Source organism: Streptomyces sp. NPDC046821, from assembly GCF_040645335.1.
Lineage (GTDB): Bacteria > Actinomycetota > Actinomycetes > Streptomycetales > Streptomycetaceae > Streptomyces.
Genome location: NZ_JBEYYB010000018.1, coordinates 45312 through 62881, shown reverse-complemented (window position 1 = coordinate 62881; position 17570 = coordinate 45312). Strand labels below are relative to the sequence as shown.

15 protein-coding genes and 1 pseudogene are annotated in these 17570 nt (G+C 70.1%); 6 read left to right on the top strand and 10 right to left on the bottom strand.

The genetic code is table 11. The annotated features are described in order from the left end of the window. Positions 1 to 31 precede the first annotated feature (31 nt). Entirely contained in the window at positions 32 to 883 is an 852-nt protein-coding gene (locus ABZ893_RS31575; protein ID WP_361410763.1) for a helix-turn-helix transcriptional regulator, read from the top strand. An 11-nt stretch (positions 884 to 894) separates the two neighbouring features. Then, positions 895 to 1086 carry a hypothetical protein gene (locus ABZ893_RS31570; protein WP_361410760.1) on the top strand — a complete coding sequence of 64 codons (192 nt, stop codon included), beginning with the start codon at positions 895 to 897 and terminating at the stop codon, positions 1084 to 1086. Between the two features lie 73 nt (positions 1087 to 1159). Here ABZ893_RS31570 and ABZ893_RS31565 read toward each other — a convergent pair. Both ABZ893_RS31565 and ABZ893_RS31560 read right to left on the bottom strand, forming a co-directional pair. Next, positions 1160 to 1785, bottom strand: a pseudogene (locus ABZ893_RS31565) (2-phosphosulfolactate phosphatase). Positions 1786 to 1878: 93 nt separating this feature from the next. Next, positions 1879 to 2736, bottom strand: coding sequence for an NAD(P)H-binding protein (locus ABZ893_RS31560; RefSeq protein ID WP_361410758.1), 858 nt, complete (start codon positions 2734 to 2736; stop codon positions 1879 to 1881). A 45-nt stretch (positions 2737 to 2781) separates the two neighbouring features. Here ABZ893_RS31560 and ABZ893_RS31555 point away from each other — a divergent pair, with 45 nt between their 5' ends. Further along, the gene (locus ABZ893_RS31555) at positions 2782 to 3156 is read left to right on the top strand and encodes a MerR family transcriptional regulator (protein ID WP_361410755.1); all 375 of its coding nucleotides are present in this window, start codon (positions 2782 to 2784) and stop codon (positions 3154 to 3156) included. A 251-nt stretch (positions 3157 to 3407) separates the two neighbouring features. Here ABZ893_RS31555 and ABZ893_RS31550 read toward each other — a convergent pair whose 3' ends face one another. The 3 genes from ABZ893_RS31550 to ABZ893_RS31540 all read right to left on the bottom strand — a co-directional run bounded on the left by ABZ893_RS31550 (position 3408) and on the right by ABZ893_RS31540 (position 6983). Further along, positions 3408 to 4784, bottom strand: a complete 1377-nt coding sequence (locus tag ABZ893_RS31550) for a cellulase family glycosylhydrolase (protein WP_361410907.1) — start codon at positions 4782 to 4784, stop codon at positions 3408 to 3410. Positions 4785 to 4948: 164 nt separating this feature from the next. Beyond that, entirely contained in the window at positions 4949 to 6274 is a 1326-nt protein-coding gene (locus tag ABZ893_RS31545; protein ID WP_361410752.1) for a PQQ-binding-like beta-propeller repeat protein, read from the bottom strand. Between the two features lie 148 nt (positions 6275 to 6422). After that, on the bottom strand, positions 6423 to 6983 hold the full coding sequence (locus ABZ893_RS31540; protein WP_361410750.1) for a hypothetical protein: 561 nt from the start codon (positions 6981 to 6983) through the stop codon (positions 6423 to 6425). Between the two features lie 59 nt (positions 6984 to 7042). Between ABZ893_RS31540 and ABZ893_RS31535 the strand changes: the two genes are divergently transcribed. Further along, the gene (locus tag ABZ893_RS31535) at positions 7043 to 7435 is read left to right on the top strand and encodes a hypothetical protein (protein ID WP_361410747.1); all 393 of its coding nucleotides are present in this window, start codon (positions 7043 to 7045) and stop codon (positions 7433 to 7435) included. Between the two features lie 91 nt (positions 7436 to 7526). Here the strand turns inward: ABZ893_RS31535 and ABZ893_RS31530 are convergent, their stop codons facing one another. From ABZ893_RS31530 to ABZ893_RS31515, 4 genes are all read right to left on the bottom strand, one after another. After that, positions 7527 to 9008, bottom strand: coding sequence for a gluconate:H+ symporter (locus ABZ893_RS31530; RefSeq protein ID WP_361410744.1), 1482 nt, complete (start codon positions 9006 to 9008; stop codon positions 7527 to 7529). Between the two features lie 145 nt (positions 9009 to 9153). After that, the gene (locus ABZ893_RS31525) at positions 9154 to 9564 is read right to left on the bottom strand and encodes a RidA family protein (protein ID WP_361410741.1); all 411 of its coding nucleotides are present in this window, start codon (positions 9562 to 9564) and stop codon (positions 9154 to 9156) included. A gap of 62 nt (positions 9565 to 9626) precedes the next feature. Beyond that, positions 9627 to 10391 carry an IclR family transcriptional regulator gene (locus ABZ893_RS31520; RefSeq protein WP_361410738.1) on the bottom strand — a complete coding sequence of 255 codons (765 nt, stop codon included), beginning with the start codon at positions 10389 to 10391 and terminating at the stop codon, positions 9627 to 9629. Next, positions 10388 to 11449, bottom strand: coding sequence for a sugar kinase (locus ABZ893_RS31515; RefSeq protein WP_361410735.1), 1062 nt, complete (start codon positions 11447 to 11449; stop codon positions 10388 to 10390). The genes ABZ893_RS31520 and ABZ893_RS31515 overlap by 4 nt, the downstream gene beginning before the upstream one ends. A gap of 187 nt (positions 11450 to 11636) precedes the next feature. Between ABZ893_RS31515 and ABZ893_RS31510 the strand changes: the two genes are divergently transcribed. Further along, the gene (locus tag ABZ893_RS31510; protein ID WP_361410732.1) at positions 11637 to 12962 is read left to right on the top strand and encodes an amino acid deaminase; all 1326 of its coding nucleotides are present in this window, start codon (positions 11637 to 11639) and stop codon (positions 12960 to 12962) included. A gap of 191 nt (positions 12963 to 13153) precedes the next feature. After that, entirely contained in the window at positions 13154 to 14755 is a 1602-nt protein-coding gene (locus ABZ893_RS31505; RefSeq protein ID WP_361410729.1) for a D-aminoacylase, read from the top strand. Between the two features lie 31 nt (positions 14756 to 14786). Here the strand turns inward: ABZ893_RS31505 and ABZ893_RS31500 are convergent, their stop codons facing one another. Beyond that, on the bottom strand, positions 14787 to 17429 hold the full coding sequence (locus tag ABZ893_RS31500; RefSeq protein ID WP_361410726.1) for a glycosyl hydrolase: 2643 nt from the start codon (positions 17427 to 17429) through the stop codon (positions 14787 to 14789). Positions 17430 to 17570: the final 141 nt, after the last annotated feature.

Sequence of the window (17570 nt, the reverse complement as noted above, 5' to 3'; positions counted from 1 at the left end):
ACTGCTCGCGTAGACCCGCGAAAGGATGGGCATGGCAGCGAGGACATCCCCCACAGAGCGCCAGAAGCGCCTGGGAGCCGAGGTGCGGCGGATGCGCACGGCAGCGGATGTGTCCGCCGAGTACGCCGCCCGCCTGCTGGGCGTCGACCGCGCGAAGATCTCCAACATCGAGTCCGGGATCCGAGCCATCAGCGCCGAGCGCCTGCGCACCCTCGCCTGCAACTGCGACTGCCGTGACGAGAAGTACGTCGAGGCCCTGGTGGAGATGGCCAGGCCGGGCCAACGAGGGTGGTGGGAGCGTTACCGCGGCTCACTTCCACCAGGTCTGCTGGACATCGCCGAGTTGGAGGCACACTCCGTACGCATGCGTGCGGCCTATTCCATGCACATCCCCGGCCTGCTCCAGACCTCCGACCACGCACTTGCCATCTTCCGTGTCGTGATCCCACAACTGCCGCAGCACGAGGTCGCCTTGCGGCTGGCCCACCGCGTGGAGCGGCAGCGGGTACTGGAAGGAGACGCACCGACACCGTTCACCGCGATCGTTCACGAGGCGGCGCTGCGCATGCAGTTCGGCGGCCGTGAGATCGCCAGGGCGCAGTTGGACCACCTCGTGAAACAGACCGAGCATGACAACGTCACGGTCAGGGTGATTCCGTTCGAGGCAGGTGCCTTCCCCGGTGCCGGGCAGACCGTCCTCTACGCGGAGGGACCTGTTCCCCAACTCGACACGGTGCAGGTGGACACCACGCACGGCCCGGACTTCCTGCATGCGGAAGGCCAGTTGGCGAAGTACCGCGCCCACCTGGACTGGATGGAGAACATCGCCCTGGCGCCGGACACCTCGCGCGACTTCATCCGCGACATCGCAGCCGACCTCTGAGGAGACTTACCATGAGCGACATCACCTGGGAAGACGCGTTCTGCGGCGAGGGAAATTCCTGCTTCCGCCTAGGCACCGACCCCCAAGGCAACGCCTACATCAGCGTCGCCGGCGCCGAGGAAACGTATCTCACGGACAGTCGCGACGCCCTCCGCGCCCTCATCCTCGACATCAAGGCCGGCAAGGCCGATCACCTGCTCTAGCCGGTGCCGAGCAGTTCGGGGGCGTCAGCGGCGGCGTGGCCGTCACCGTCACGCGCGCCCCCCGGGGTCGCCGTCACCCATGCTCGTCCCGGACCGGCCTCAGCACCGCCATCCCTTCCTCCAGCCCGACCTGCATCGCGAAGTCGAAGCGGTCCACCTCCAGACACAGCTCCACATCGGCGGGGTGAGCGCCGAGGCGCCGCCCGTCGCGGAGGTCGTCCGCGGCCAGGGATGTGCGGGCGCGGTGCAGGTAGGGGCCGGGGTCGGGACGATCTCCTGCCAGGAGCCGGTCCAGGTACTCGGCGCCGGCCAGGTCCTCGGCGGCGCGACCGCCTTCGCCCCGGCCACGACAAAACTGGCGCAGAGCGCCACCTTCGCCTCGACAACGGCAAGGGCCCCAACCGTTCCGGCGGTGGTCTTCTGAATGACGGTACGACCGCCCAGGTCGGCCTCCCGAATCAGCGCGGGAGAGTTGACCAGGTCGAACCCACTGACCAACGCCCCGTCCTTGAGCGCAAGCCACCCCGGGTGACGAGCCTTGATGGCCAGCGCCTCGTCCACGTCCCGCGCGAGCACGATCTTGTCGGCTCCCCGATGAAAGGCCCACGCGGCGGTGGTGAACGCCCGCATCACATCGATCACCACGGCTACCTGCTCGGCACCGTCCACCTCGGGTATTCCGACGACTCGCGACTCCATGCGGGGATGCTGACAGCCCGGTGAAGCGACTCACAACGCAATTTGACGATGTTCCGGCGAGATGGCCTAGTGGGGCGTGTAGCGGGGTTCTGATCAGTTGAACTCGGCCGCGTGGTCGATGGCCCACTGCGCAAATGTGCCGGCTGTTCGGCCGATGAGGCGTTCGACGTGATCGGTGATGCGGTTCGACTCCGGTCGCCGCACCGAGGCAGCGATCAACGCTTCCACCAGCGGTTCGGGACGGCCGTCCGCAAGCATTCGGGATCGCGCGAGGTCAACGGCGAGCGGCTCGAAGCGCAGACTGCGCCGGAGGGCAGCACCGAGGTGAGCGACCTGCGCGGCGCGACTCAGGACCTCGGGTCCCATCAACTCATGGATTTCGTCGGTCAGTTGATCGGTCTGGGCGAGCAATACGGCTATCGCAGCATCTGCGACATCGCGCTCGTCGACGACGGCTGTACGCGCCATGTCCGGGCCTGAGACCACGTCGCCCGACCTCAACTGTTGTGCCCACCCACGGGCGTTGGAGGCCAGAGTGTCGCTTCGGAGCACTACTGGGCGCAGCCCTGCATCGCGGAGCAGCACTTCCATGTCCGCGTGAACCTGAATGATGGGATCGGTTTGGCGAACGGCGTCGTCGTCTATCGCGGTCGTGGACAGGTAGACGACACGGGGTGCTGCTGCGGCGAGTTCCGCGATCAGGTCGTGGGCGGGGGCCGAATCGAGCAGTGGCCAGATGAGAAAGACCGTATCGATGCCGACAAGCGCCTCACGGACGAGAATGGGATCTGTGAGGTCACCGACGACCGACTCGGCTCCGAGGCGCGGGCCTGTCTGATGACGCACAAGGCTTCGCACGTGCGCGCCGCGCACTCGGAGACGGTTGACGACCTCACGGCCGAGGTTGCCGGCAGCGCCGGTGACCAGGATCGATGAATGGTGATCAGGCATGATCGAGACGCTAGGGGTTCAGGTCGACACGAAGGCAAGGCACGTGTGCTGAGGACGATCGGAGAAGCAGCCGCAGAACTCGGCGTCGAAGCCCACGTGCTGCGGCACTGGGAGGACGTCGGAGCACTCACGGTGAGTCGCGACGGCAACGGCTACCGCAATTACGACGACAACGCCCTGGAGCAGGCACGCACCGTCCTCAAACTGCGGCGAGTCGGGCTCTCGCTCCCGGAGGTCACCGCCGCCATGGCACCGACCAAGTCGGCGGCACAGGCGGTTGTGCGGGCGAAGATCGCGGCACTAGAAGCTGAAGTCACCCATAGACAGCAGGCCATCACCTTCCTGCAGCACACCGTTGAATGCCGGCATCGATACCTCGACGACTGCCCGGACTGCACAACGTTCGTCCGCGAATCCTGATCCTCCCCGCCTTCTTTCGCCGCCTAGATGAACTGTGGGAATCGGGGGATCTGCCACAGCGGTTCACCCGTCGACGCCCCTGAGGAGAGGACGCCGTGGTCCTTGACAGCTCCAGACAGCCGCCGCGCCTCAGTGCGTTGCAGTCCGGCATCAAGATCGCACGGAGACTTCGGTGCGCGCTCTCGTACGCGTTCATCGATTCCCTCACTCCGGTGGACGAAGCGCTGGACTGCCGCTCCCGTCACGCTGCCTCAGCGGCGCGTGATCGTCACCGTCACGTGTGCCCCCGGTGCCGCCGTCACCCATGCCCGTCCCCCGGCGTGGCGGTGCAGCTTGGCCTTGCCTTCGACGGTGATGTTCCAGGCGTCGGAGGGCAGGGAGAGGTCCGTCGTGCGGGGGCCTCGGCGCGTCGGGGAGTCGTAGGTCAGGCGGTAGGTGCCGGTCGCGGCGTCGTACGTCGAGGAGCGCACCGTTCCCGCCACCGCTTCCGCGTACGGTTCTGCCGTTTGTTCCTTGTTCTGGCGGAAGGCGCCCGTCTTGTCGACCGCGCAGTAGCCGCCGCCGTAGCACCACACGTAGCCCGCCCAGCCGGAGGTGTAACGGCCCAGGGAGGCCATCGCGTCCTGGTAGAAACGGGCCATGTTCGGCAGGGAGTTGTTGAGCGGGCCCCATTCGCCGACGACCACGGGGACCTTGTACTCCTTGGGGTACTGGGTGACCGCCTGCTCGTACGTATCGACCCAGCCCTGCGACGGGTCGTAGTCCGCGCCCGCCTCCATCGCCGTGTTGTAGAAGTGCGGCGCGTACACCACCTTCTTGTCGTTCACCCGGCCGAGGCCCGTCGGTACGCCCTCGCCGACGATCGGCGTCGGTTCGATGAAGACCCAGCCGTTCCGGTCCTCCGTACGGATCGCGTCCGCCACGCGGTTGTACATCGGCGTCAGCTGGTCGTGTTCGATGCGGCGGGCGCCCGTCGCCAGGTCCTCGTCCGGACGCAGCTCGCCCATCGGCTCGTTGATCACGTCGTAACCGAGCACCGCCGGGTGGTGGCCGAAGCGGTCGGCGACCACTTTCCACATGCGGGCCTGCGCGCGTTGCAGGTCCTCGTCCTCGTAGAGGTGGGTGAAGGCGCGCTGCACGGCCGGTTCGAAGTACTCCGAGAACCAGTCGTCGGGGTGCCGCTGGAAGGGCAGCCCGTCCGTGCGCGTGGCCCATTCCGGGATGCCGCGATGCCCGAACGCCGGGCCGAAGACGTCCTGGTGGGCGTCGAGGAGGACCTTCACGTCGTAACGGTGGGCCCAGTCCAGTACGCGCCCGATCTTCTTGAGGTACGCCTGGCTGTAGTGGCCGCGCGTCGGCTCCAGGTCGTCCCAGAAGATCAGCAGGCGCGCGAAGTCGAACCCCTTGGCCCGCATGTCGCGGAACGTCTGCTCGGTGATCGCGGACAGGGCGGCGTCACCCCGGTGTTCCTTGTCCTCTACGTTCCAGCCGCGCAGCGTGAGCGTGCGGCCGTGCTCGTCGGTGAGGGCGGGGGCAACCGGGGCGGGCGGCGTACTCACGGTGTCGGCACTGGCGGCAGAGACCGGGAGCAGCGCGGCCGCCAGAGCGGCCACCAGGGTCACACGCAGCAAGTCGGGCTCCAGGGGTCACAGTTGGCGTGAGACGGCGACGACCTGGCGTGGCAGGGTCGTCGCCGCCTCCACGGAGACGTGTGCTCGCTTTCTACCGGTCGGTAGGTAACTTGGGAATCCCCTGGGCAGCGTGACTTCGAGTTCCCCGCGTCTTCCCCGCGTCAGACCGCCGGCAAGGCGTACACGTGCTTCGCGTGCATCGCCGCGAGGCGCTTGCCCGTGCCGGCCAGGTACCACTGCTGGTTGGCGCCGGACTTGTCGTTGTACGTCCAGCGCAGCTTGCCCGTGGCCGCGTCGAAGGCGTGGACGCCGCCCTTGTCGTCGAGCTGGGTCGCCCCGTACAGGGTGTTGCCGACCTTCGTGAACTGCCAGGCGGAGGCGGCCTTTTCGAGCAGGTCCTTGTTGTGCCAGACCGTCTTGCCGGTCTCCGGGGTCACCGCCCACATGCCGTGCAGCTGGTCGGACACGTACAGGACGCCGTCGAGGACCTGGGGACCGTTGAAGCTCGTGAAGTCACCCGTGTCGAGGGTCCAGCGCTCGGCGCCGTCGGCCAGGGCGAGCGCGCGCAGTTTGCGGCTGTCGGCCACGATCACCAGGCCCTTGTACACCGCGAACTGGTCGAAGTTGGCGTTCTTGATCTTCTTCGTCCACACCTGGTGGCCCGTCGCGGTGTCGCGGACAGTGACGTTCTTGCGGTAGTCCGTGTAGAGGAGGCGGTCCCCGGCCACCTGGGCGGTGATGCCGGTTTCTTCGGTGCCGGCGTCGCGCTGTTCCTGCCAGACGACCTTGCCGGAGGTGGTGTCGATGGCCGCGACCACGTTGTTCGGGGTCGTGAAGTCCTTCTCGAGGATGCCGGCGAAGACGTAGAGGTGCCGGTCGTCGGCCGCGATCGGGCGCGGCTGCGAGAACTTCTTGCCGAGTCTGCTGCGCCAGGTCTCCTTGCCGGTGGCCGGGTCGAGGCCGACCACGTCACCGTCGTACTCGGCGCTCGCGAGGTACAGCGTCCCGCCGCCGAGGATGAGCTGCGCGCCGGGGGTCGTGACGCCCTTGCGGGACCATTTCTCCTTGCCGGTGACGAGGTCGCGGGCCACGAGCGGGTCGCCGGCCACGAGGGCGAGGTCGCCGATGACCGCGAGGGAGGCGGTGCCGCCCAGGCCGTCGTTGGCGGCGGCGGCCTCCCACAGCGGCTTCGGGGCCTGGCCGGGGGGCGGGGTCTTGAAGGCGTCGGCGTCGGCGTCGCCGTTGCCCTTGCCGTTGCCGGGGGCTGCCGCGTCCGGCTTGCTCTGATCGCCCTGGTCCTCGGGCGAGCAGCCCCACGCCCCCGCGCCCAGCAGCGCCAGGCTCAGTCCCGTACCGGCCAGCCGCAGCGCGCGCCTCCGTGAGACCGCCCCCGTGTCACGAACGCCCATGTCGTCCGCCCCCATTTCGTTCTTGCGGAAGATCCGCGGAAGTTCCGTCGCCTCCGCGGGCGTCGTGAACGCGGTCACGATAGCCGTGGCTTTTCGCCAGGCCAGGGGCCGGTACGGGACCGCGACAGGGCTGTGGCGATCTCGTCACGGGAGGGGGGCGGGAAGGGACGGGAGGGGTGGGGGCCCGTCAGTTCTCGGAGGCGGTCCTCGAAGTCGGTCCTCTACGTCAGTCCTCGAAGTACGCGTCCAGGACCTTGTCCAGCTCGTCCGCCCACTCCTGGGCGCGCGCCTTGTCGGGGGCCTCGACGTCGTTCGGGTACCAGCGGCTGTCGGGGGTGTGGACGGTGACGGTGAGGCGCCGGCGGGACGTGCCGACCTCGACCGCGCCGATCTCGTCCCACCTGAACTCGGCTTCCTGGTCGTCAAGTTGGAGGACGACGCCGGTCTTGTCGGCGGTGATCGAACCGCGCCGGTCGGAGGCGGAGAAGGCGGGGCCCTCGTCGTCGTCCTCCGGGTTGTCCCCCGGGGCATCCGCCGAGTCTTCCGGCTCAGAGGGCGACTCGGCTTCCTTCGTGAGCGACTCGGCTTCCTTGGTGAGCGCCACGGATGACTCGGCCGACTCGACGGAGGCCTCGGGCTCGGCGTCCGGCTCGCGTTCGGCGTCCGCCTGCTCCGGCACCGCCGCCGTCGCCCCCTTACCCACCGGCGCGAAGCCGGGGACCGAGGCCGGGTCGGCGCCCGCGGCGTCTACGGGCGTGACTTTCTTGGTGTCTATGCGCTGCTCCACGGAGCGAAGTATGGCGGACGACGCTGTGGGGCCGGGAGCCCTGCTGTTGAATGGCGCGGATGGCGACGTCGAACCCGAACTCCCCGCCCCACCAACGTAGAAGCAGCCGCGACCGGCTCCTAGTCGCCGCCGGTGTGCTCGCCGTCGTCTCGGCCGCGCTGTTGGCCGCGCATGTGTCGTTCGACGGGGACGCGTTCCGCAACTGCGCGTACCTGGGCCCTTCTACGCGGATGTACCTAACCGCGTGGGCCGCGCCCGTCTGCGCGGCGGCCTCACTGGTGCTCGCGTGCCTGCGCCCCCGGCGCACCCCGCGCTTCACCGCCTCCCGGACGGCGCTCGTGTGCGTGGTCGCGCTGCTGTTGTTCGCTCAGCTCTTCGCGCTGTACGGGGTGTACGCGCCAGACCCCGCCGGTGGAGCCGACTGTTCCGGGCTCGCAGCAATCACCCGTTGAAGACGTTGAAAACAAAGAGGCGCCGGGCCCGGAAGAAGAAATCTCCCGGGCCCGGCGCGCCCTGATCCAGCCCCCTGCACAAGGGCGGCGGCTACACGAAGAGGCTGACGACCGCCGCCACCGCGAAGCCCGCGATCGACAGGACCGATTCGAGGATGGTCCACGTCTTGAGGGTGTCGCGTTCCGTGATGCCGAAGTACTTCGACACCATCCAGAATCCGCCGTCGTTGACGTGCGAGGCGAAGATCGAGCCCGCCGAGATGGCCATGATGACGAGGGCCGTGAAGGCCGGGGAGTGGTGGCCCTCCGTCAGCAGCGGGGCCACGATGCCCGCCGTCGTCACGATCGCGACCGTGGCCGAGCCCTGGGCGACGCGCAGGACCAGGGAGATCAGGTAGGCCAGGACGATGACCGGCAGGCCGACGTTGTTGAACGTGTCGGAGAGGGCCTGGGCGACGCCGCTGCCCTTGAGGACGGCACCGAAGACACCGCCCGCGCCAACGACGAGGAGGATGTTGCCGACCGGCTTCAGGGAGGCCGTGGACACCTTCTCCAGGGACTTGCGGGACCAGCCGCGGCGGATGCCGAGCAGGTAGTACGCGAGCAGCAGCGCGATCGTCAGGGCGACGAAGGGGTGGCCGAAGAACTCGATGACCGAGCGGCCCGTGGACGGGGCGAAGGCGATCGAGGAGAACGTGGCCATGAGGATCAGGACCAGCGGGGTGCCGATGATGGCGAAGACGACGCCGAGCGGGACAGGCTTCTCGGTGGGCTGCACACCCGCCTCGCGCTGCTCCGCGGCGAGCGCGGCCTTGGCCTCCTCGGCGGCCTCGACCATGTCGTGCGGGATGGGGACGAAGACGCGACGGCCGATCCACGCGGCCCAGGCCCAGGCGGCGAGCACGGCGGGGATGCCGCAGATGATGCCCATGAGGATGACCCAGCCGAGCTGGACGTGCAGCAGACCCGCGGCGGCGACCGGACCCGGGTGCGGCGGCAGGAACGCGTGGGTCATCGAGAGGCCGGCGAGCAGCGGCATGCTGTAAAGGATCATCGACTTGCCGCCGCGCTTGGCGGCCGCGTAGACGATCGGCGCGAGGACGAAGATGCCGACGTCGAAGAAGACGGGGATGCCGAAGATGAGGCCGGTGAGGCCCATCGCGAGCGGGGCGCGCTTCTCGCCGAAGAGGTTCAGGAGGCGGGACGCCAGTACTTCGGCGCCGCCGGAGACTTCGAGGACCGCGCCGAGCATCGTGCCGAGGCCGATGATGATCGCGACGTGTCCGAGGGTGCCGCCCATGCCGGTCTCGATCAGGGAGACGGCGTCGGACCGCTGGACGGTGCCGAAGAGTTCGGTGACGGAGAGGCCGGCCGCGAGGCCGACGGCTATGGACACCGTCAGGAGGGCCACGAAGGGCTGGAGTCTGACCTTGATGATCAGGACGAGCAGCAGCACGATCCCGAGCGCGGCGCACAGGAGCAGGCCCGAAGTGCCACCGACGATCGTCAGGAGGCCACCGGTATGAGGTGGCACGGGGGCGGGCGCGGGCGCGGCGAGAGGCATGAACGGCATGAGGGGGGACCTCGTAATTCCATGAATCTTTCGGGATCAGGGCAGGGGGGATCGCGGCGCGGCGCCCGTGGGGATCGGGCGCCGCGTCGGGACGACGGGCGGCTTGCGGTGGAGCGGGTGGGATCTGGTGCGGGAGCCGGCGGGGTCAGCTCAGGACGGCGAGCGCGTCGATCTCGATGAGGAGACCCTTGGGCAGGCCGACGTAGACGGTGGTGCGGGCGGCGGGGGCCTCCTTGAGGCCCTGCTCCTCGAAGTACGCGTTGTAGATCGCGTTCATCTCGGCGAAGTGGTCCACGTCCGTGAGGTAGACGCGCATCATCATGACGTCGTCCCAGGAGGCGCCGCCCTCTTCGAGGATCGCCTTGACGTTGGCGAAGGTCTGGAGGGTCTGCTCGCGCAGGGTCGGGCCCGCGGGGGTGGGGGCCTGGCCCTCGACGGCCGGGAGGAATCCGACCTGGCCGGCGACCTGAAGGATGTTGCCCTTCCTGACGCCGTGCGAGAACTTCGCGGGCGGGGTGGTGTGCGTGGCGGGGGTGAGCGCGGTCTTCTCGGTCATCGTCGGTGACTTCCTAGGAGGGGGCGGGCGTTGGGGGGATGTGTCGGTGGGCCTTCGGGGCGTCAGGAGACGCCCTTCGGGGCGGGTACGGATCCGGAGTACTCCCTGCTGATCGCGTCGGCGGTGCGGCGCACCAGCGGGAGCAGGGTGAGGAGTTCCTCGGCCGTGACGACCACGTTCGGTGCGGACATCGACATCGCGGCGACGACGCGGCCGTCCGCACCCCGGATGGGCGCTCCGACGCAGTTGATGGACTCCTCGTGGCCGCCGAGGTCGGTGGCCCAGCCCTGTTCGCGTACGGCGGCGAGCTCCTTGAGGAACGCGCCGGCGTTCGGGGTCGAACGGGACGTGTACGCGGGGTAGTCGAGCTTCTCGGCGATGGCGCGGCGCTCGGGCTCGGACAGGTCGGCGAGGAGCAGCTTGGCGACGGCGGCGACCGTGATGGCCACCGGCTTGCCGATGCGCGAGTACATGCGCACGGGGTAGCGGCTCTCGACCTTGTCGATGTAGAGGACCTCGTTCTCCTCGTACACGGCGAGGTGGACGGTGTGTCCGGTCTTCTCGTTGAGGGCGACGAGGTGGGGGTGCGCGATCTCGCGGACGTCGAGGTTCTCGACGGCTTCCTGGGCGAGGGCGAAGAGGCGGGCGCCGAGGCGGTAGCGCTGGTCGGACTGGCGGTAGACCAGGCCGTGTTCGTTGAGGGTGCGCAGCAGTCTCAGGGCCGTGGACTTGTGCACGTCGAGGCGGTCGGCGACCTGGCCCAGGTCGGCGGGCCCCTCGGCAAGGAGCGGCAGGATGCTCAGCGCTCGGTCGACGGTCTGGCTCATGACGTACGTCCCTCCTCGACGGCCCCGTCGGCGGTCCACCCCGGGCCGAGGTGCAGTGTGCCCCAGGCCGCGTCGTCCAGGTCCGCGAGGCGGTCGGCGAGGGCGCGGCTCGGGGGCGCCGCGAGGTCGCCGGGGACGGTGAGGGCGGCGGCGGCCATGAGGTGGCCGTGGCGCAGGCGGGCGCGGACGGGCAGGCCGCGCAGGGCGCCGGAGAGGTAGCCGGCGGCGAAGGCGTCACCGGCTCCGACGGCGGCGACGACGTCCACGCGCGGGGCGGGCTCGGTGTGGCGGACGCCGTCCTTGTCGTAGGCGACCGCGCCGTCGGCGCCGCGCTTGACGACGAGGGTGGCGGGCTCGGGCAGGGCGGCGCGGATGGCGTCGGGCCCGCCGGTGATGCCCCAGGCGTCCTCGGCCTCGTCCTCGCCGACGAAGACGAGGTCGGCGCCGCGGGCCAGGTCGAGCAGGACGCGGGCGTCGTCGGCGCGGGACCACAGGCCGGGGCGGTGGTTGACGTCGAAGGAGACGACGGGCCGGGCGGCGGGGGTGCGCGCCGTCAGGTCGGCGGTGAGGGCGAGGCAGCCGGCGGAGAGCGCGGGCGTGATGCCGGAGAGGTGGAGCACGCGGCCGGAGCGGATCGCGGCGAGGTCCATGTTCTCGGCGGTCATCGCGGAGGCGGCGGATCCGGCGCGGTAGTAGGCGACTTCGTGGTCGTCGCCTGCGCGGTCGCCGGCGGTGCGGAAGTAGATGCCGGTGGGGCGTTCGGTGTCGCGTCGTACGGCGGTGGTGTCGACGCCGTACGCGCCTATGGCCTGGACGAGGTGGTCGCCGAAGCCGTCGGCGCCGACCCGGCTGACCCAGCGGACGGTGTGTCCGGCGGCGGCGAGGACGCACGCCACGTTCGACTCGGCGCCGCCGATGCCGCGGTGGAAGGACGGTACGTCGGCGAGGCGCCCGGGCACGGAGGGGGCGAACGCGACCATGGACTCGCCGAGCGTGACGACGTCGAAGCCCGCCTCAACGGCGTGGTGCGCGGATGCGGCAGGTCCGGTGGTGGTCACGGCCTCAGGCTCCTCGGGGCGGGCTGGACAGGCTGGTCTCGCCCGTTGGGGGCAGGCTTGGTGGGGCACGCCCAGAAGGGACAATTGCTCCGTTGACCGGGCGTTGGCTCGGATGTTAGACAGCAGTAAGCGACATACGCAATGGCCGTTGCATATATTGCAACGGCAGTTTCGAGGAGGAGGCTCCATGGCCGCCGACAATGACGTCACCGCAGCCGCCGCAGCAAAGGCGGAAGCGGCCGCCGACCGCCTGCGCGGACTGGCCGACGAGTTGGTCGACCACCGTTTCAAGGGCCTGCCCATGGACGCGGACGGACTGACCGTCGGCGAGCTGGCCGCCCAGCGCCGGAACCTGTTCACCGGGGGCTTCACCACCCCGGTCCTCGCGCTCTCCGCCGAGCGCCTGGAGCACAACCTGGCCCTTATGGAGACATACGCCACACGGCACGGCCTGCTCTTCGCCCCGCACGGCAAGACCTCGATGGCGCCGCAGCTCTTCCAGCGCCAGATCGAGCACGGCGCCTGGGGCATCACCCTCGCCGTCCCGCACCAGGTCCGCGTCGCCCGCGCCTTCGGCACCCAGCGGGTGTTCCTGGCGAACGAACTCGTCGACGCCCCGGCGCTGCGCTGGATCTCGGCCGAACTCGACGGCGACCCGGACTTCCGCTTCATCTGTTACGTGGACTCGGTGCGCGGCGTCGAGCTGATGGACGCAGCCCTGTCCGAGGCGGGCGCGTCCCGGCCGGTCGACGTGGTCGTCGAGCTGGGCGCCGGCGACGGGGCCCGTACCGGCGTGCGTACCGAGGCCGAGTGCATCGCCATCGCGAACGCCGTGGCGGCCGCGGACACGCTGCGCCTCGTCGGCGTCGCGGGTTACGAGGGCGAGGTCCCGAACGCGACGCCCGAGACCGTGGGCGCGTACATGCGCCGCCTGACCGGGCTGCTCGTCGACCTCGACAAGGCGGGCCTGTTCGCGGGCCTGGACGAGATCGTGGCCAGCGCGGGCGGCAGCGCCTGGTTCGACTCGGTCGCCGACGCCTTCGCCGAGATCCCCGAACTCTCCGCCCCCGTCTGCAAGTTGCTGCGCTCGGGCGCGTACGTGTCGCACGACGACGGCCACTACAAGCGGCTCACGCCGTTCAGCCGGGTCCCCGAGGAGGGCGCGCTGCACCCGGCGTTCCGGCTGTGGGCGCAGGTCGTCTCGCGCCCGACGCCGGAACAGGCGTTCACGAACGCGGGCAAGCGGGACGCGGCGTACGACCTGGACCTGCCGGAGGCTCAGGTCGTCCGGGACGGGCGCACCGGCGAGATCCGCGAGGCCGCCGGTGTGCGGGTGACGGGGCTCTCCGACCAGCACGGGTGGCTCCGCACCGAGCGGGGTGAGGACCTTGAGGTGGGGGACTGGCTCGGGATGGGGCTTTCGCATCCGTGCACGTCGTTCGACAAGTGGCAGCTGATTCCTCTCGTCGAGGCGGATGGGACGGTAGTGGACTACGTCCACACCTTCTTCTAGGCCGGGTTTTTTTCTGCCGGTCGGTGGGGGCTGGTCGCGCAGTTCCCCGCGCCCCTTGAGATGCGCACTCCGTGCGGCATCTCATCGGGGAAATGCGGCGCGCAGCGCCTGCATTTCAGGGGCGCGGGGAACTGCGCGGCCGGCCGCGACGCACCCGCACCCGAACAACCACCCCCAAGAGAGAGGCCCCCATGGATCTGGTCATCCGCGACGCGCGCGTCATCGACGGCACCGGCACCCCGGAATACCGCGCCGACGTCGGCGTCCAGGACGGCCGGATCACCGTGATCCACCGGGAGGGGGCCGGAGGCCCACGCCCGACAGGCCGCCGCACACTCGACGCACAAGGCCTGGCGCTGGCCCCCGGTTTCATCGACATGCACGCCCACAGCGACCTCGCCCTGCTCCGCGACCCGGACCACAGTGCCAAGGCCGCGCAGGGCGTCACGCTCGAAGTGATCGGCCAGGACGGCCTCTCGTACGCCCCCGTCGACGACCGCACCCTCGCCGAGGTGCGCCGCGCGATCACCGGGTGGAACGGCGACGGGTCGGACATCGACTTCGACTGGCGCACCGTCGGCGAGTACCTGGACCGCCTCGACCGGCAGGGCATCGCGGTCAACGCCGCCTACCTCATCCCGCAGGGCACCGTACGGATGTACGCCGTCGGCTGGGACGACCGGGACGCGACGCCCGAGGAGCTGGACCGGATGCGGCAGCTCGTCGCCGAGGGCATGGAACAGGGCGCCGTCGGCATGTCGTCGGGCCTCACGTACACACCCGGCATGTACGCCAAGGACGCCGAACTCACCGAGCTGTGCCGGGTCGTGGCCTCGTACAACGGCTACTACTGCCCGCACCACCGCTCGTACGGCGCCGGGGCGCTCGACGCGTACCGGGAGATGGTGGAGCTGACGCGGGAGGCGGACTGCCCGCTGCACCTCGCGCACGCCACCATGAACTTCGGCGTGAACAAGGGCAGGGCGCCCGAGCTGATCGCCCTGCTCGACGCCGCGCTCGACGACGGCGCCGACATCTCGCTCGACACGTACCCGTACACCCCCGGCAGCACGACGCTCGTCGCGATGCTGCCGAGCTGGGCGAGCGAGGGCGGGCCCGACGCGGTCATGAAGCGGCTCCAGGACGACGACACCGCCGAGAAGATCCGGCACCACATGGAGGTCATCGGCTCCGACGGCTGCCACGGCGTGCCGATCGAGTGGGAGACGATCGAGATCTCCGGTGTGTCCGACCCGGGTCTCGCGTCGTGCGTCGGCAAGACGGTCCAGCAGGCGGCGGACATGCGAGGCGAGGCTCCGTGGGTGACCGCGCGGCGGCTGCTCATCAACGACCGCCTCGGCTCGACGATCCTCCAGCACGTCGGCCACGAGGAGAACGTGCGGGCCATGATGCGCCACCGCGTGCACACCGGCGGCAGCGACGGCCTACTCCAGGGCTTCAAGCCGCACCCGCGCGCGTACGGCACGTTCCCGCACTATCTCGGGCGCTACGCACGGGAGTTGGGCGTGCTGTCCCTGGAGGAGACGGTCGCGCACCTCACGTCACGCCCTGCGGCGCGACTGCGTCTGGCCGACCGTGGTCTCGTCCGCGAGGGCTACCGCGCCGACCTGGTCCTGTTCGACCCGGACACGGTCGCGGCGGGATCGACGTTCGAGGCTCCGCGCACGCTGCCCGTGGGCATCCCGCACGTCCTCATCGACGGCAAGTTCGTGATGGAGGACGGCCGCAGGACGGACGTACTGGCGGGACGGTCGGTACGCCGGACGCCGTGAGGCCCCCGCGCACCGACCACCCCATGTACGGCTACGGCGTCGGCGTCTTCCAGATCCCCCTTCCGTGGGTCGCCACGTACATCTGGCGGCCGTCCGGGCTCGGCGACAGGTAGACGGCCGGCGCGGTCGGCAGGGTGGTGCCGAGGCGCTGCCAGTGGCCGTCCGCGCCGCGCGCCGTGGTGAACACGCCGAGGTCCGTGGCGACGGCGAGCGTTCCCGACGGCGAGATCAGCATCGAGTTGGCGGGCGCGTCCGGGAACGAGTCGGCGGCGGTGGGGTCGCCGCTGACGTCGTGCCAGGTCGCGCCGCCGTCCGTGGTGCGCCACACGTGGCCGTACCCGGCGCCGGGGCCCTCGTTCCAGTGCCGCGAGAAGCCGTTGACGACCGCGTAGACCGTGCCGCCCGAGGCGTCGGAGGGGTCGATGGCGACGTCGGAGATGTAGCGGTTGGGGAAGTCGGCCGGGAGGGTCACCTGATGCCAGGTGCCTCCGTAGTTGGTGACGATGCCCCGGCCGAACGAGGCGCCCGGGTTGCAGGAGCCGCACCAGGCGCCCCACACGACGCGGTCACGGCTGGCGACGGCGGTCGTCGAGTGGCCGGCGCCCGTGTCGTAGAGCTTGGTCCAGTCGGCACCGCTCTGCGTGTCCCAGGTCTTGGTGTCGCCCCAGATGTACTGGCCGCCCGCGACCCAGTAACCGGAGTCCTTGTCGTCGGCGGAGAACGGCGCGATGAAGCGGGCGTTCGGGTCCCCCGGGGCGATGTCGGTGATGACGTCCTCGGACCCGTCGTCGCTCGCGGTGTAACCGCAGTTGCGGGTGATCTGGAGCGCGAGGTTCGTGTACTCGCCGACCGTCTCGCACCCGTTGGCCGGGTTCACGAGCTGGTCACCGCCGTCACCGCCGAACGGCGCCACCATGAGCCCGTCCGGGTTCAGCGCCTGCCCCTGGTACGTCGACCCCTTCGGCGTGAGCAGTGAGACGCCGTTGTCCTGGAGGCCGCCCCAGACCGCGTCACCGCTGCCGTCCGTCATCCGGCCCGCGCCCACCGAGTAGTACTGGAGGGAGCGCAGGGTGCCGGACGCATTGAGGTTGCGCCAGCCGGGCGTGCGCTGCGTGGTCGGCCGGGCGTAGGCACCGCCGTCGTTGCCGACGTAGACCTGCGGAGTGCCGCCCTGCCAGCGGGAGAAGGCGATGGCGTGCTGGTCGGAGTGCATGACGTCGCCGTCGCACGTGTTGGCGGCCGCGTCGTACGAGAAGCAGGACAGGCCGAAGTTCCAATAGCGGCCCACGGCGTGCCAGTTGGCGCCGCCGTCCCGGGTCTCGAACATCTCCTCAAGACCGAGGTAGACGTGGTTCGGGTCCGCCGGGTCGACGGCGACGACCTGGTCGTACCAGGCCTGGGTGCCCGGCTGGTAGCCGGCGCCGATCGCGTTGATCTTCATCGCGGAGCCGCTCGCGGAGAGCTTCGCGGGGGTCGCGATCTGCTTGAAGGGGCCTTCCGGGTTGCCGTTGTCGCTGGCGTACACGCCCGCGAGCACCGAGGAGAAGCCGCTGCCCGACGTCTTGTTGAGGCGCTTGGGCGACTCCATGGAGACGTAGAGCTTGCTGCCGTCGGCCGCGTACGCGAAGGACGCGTTGCCGATCTCGGCGGGGTTGATCGCGCCCGTCGGGTTGGCGCGCTTCCAGGTCGTGCCGGCGTCGTCGGAGTAGTAGAAGCCGTTGTAGTCGGCCCCGCTGCGCCAGGCGACGTTCGCGACGAGCTTCTGGCCGTCGCTGCCGGGGCGTACGGCGATGTCGTTGGCGATGTCCGCGTACTCGGCGGTGGCGCCGCAGCCGGTGCCGCTCACGCCGACGTTCGCGCAGGGTGCGAGGACCTTCGTCCAGGCGGTGGACTGCCCTGCCGTGAGCGGGCGCCGGAAAAGGCCGTGCGAGGAGGCCGCGAAGACGTATCCGGCCGGCTTGTCGAAGCTGACGGTGTGGATCGAGGAGCTGTCGAGTTCCGTGCCGCCGACCTTGTCGCTCTCGGCGAACGTGCCGTGCACGGGGTCGGCGAGCCGGTAGACGCCGCTGCCGAGGTAGTTGTCGGACGCGGTGGTCGCCTCGCCGGTGGCCAGCCACAGGGAGCCGTCCGGAGCGGTGGCGAGCGCGCCGACCGACAGGGCGGGCAGGTGGTCGGCGATCGGCGTCCAGGTCACGCCGTCGTCCGTGGAGCGGAACACTCCGCCGCCGGCCGCGCCCGCGTAGACGACGCCCTTGTGGGTCGGATCGGTGGCGAGGGCGGCGATACGGCCCGCCGAACGGCCCGCGCCGCCACCGGAGTTGGAGGCGGAGTGGTCGCGGTAGTGGAGCGCGTCCTCGTCGTACGGGGACGTGGTGACCTCGCTCCAGGTGCCGGACTTCACCGGCATGTTCTTGATGTGCTTCCAGGCGTCGGCGTAGGCGCCCGCCGACACCTGGCCGCTGGGTGAGAGCCTCGGCTCGTTGAACGAGTCGATCGACTCCATCAGCTCCTGGGAATCGTCGCCCGCCATCTCGTGGCGGCCGTGCCCGTCGCTGCCGGTCTCTCCGTACGCGGCGACGGATCCCGTCCCCGCGACCAGGAGTGCCGCCGCACAGAGAGCGAGGGCCGATCTGGCCCTCCCGCCCGGTCTGCGTCCCTCGGAAAACCCGTACATGGTCTCTCCGGTTCTTCGGCACGGAGCGGTGGCGCCCCACACGGCCACGCTGGATCTCCTGCTGCCGAGCGCCCGGAAACGTACTCCTGCGCTCCGGGGCGGCTCGCGGGGTTTGCCATGACTTTGACGAAGACGCGTCAG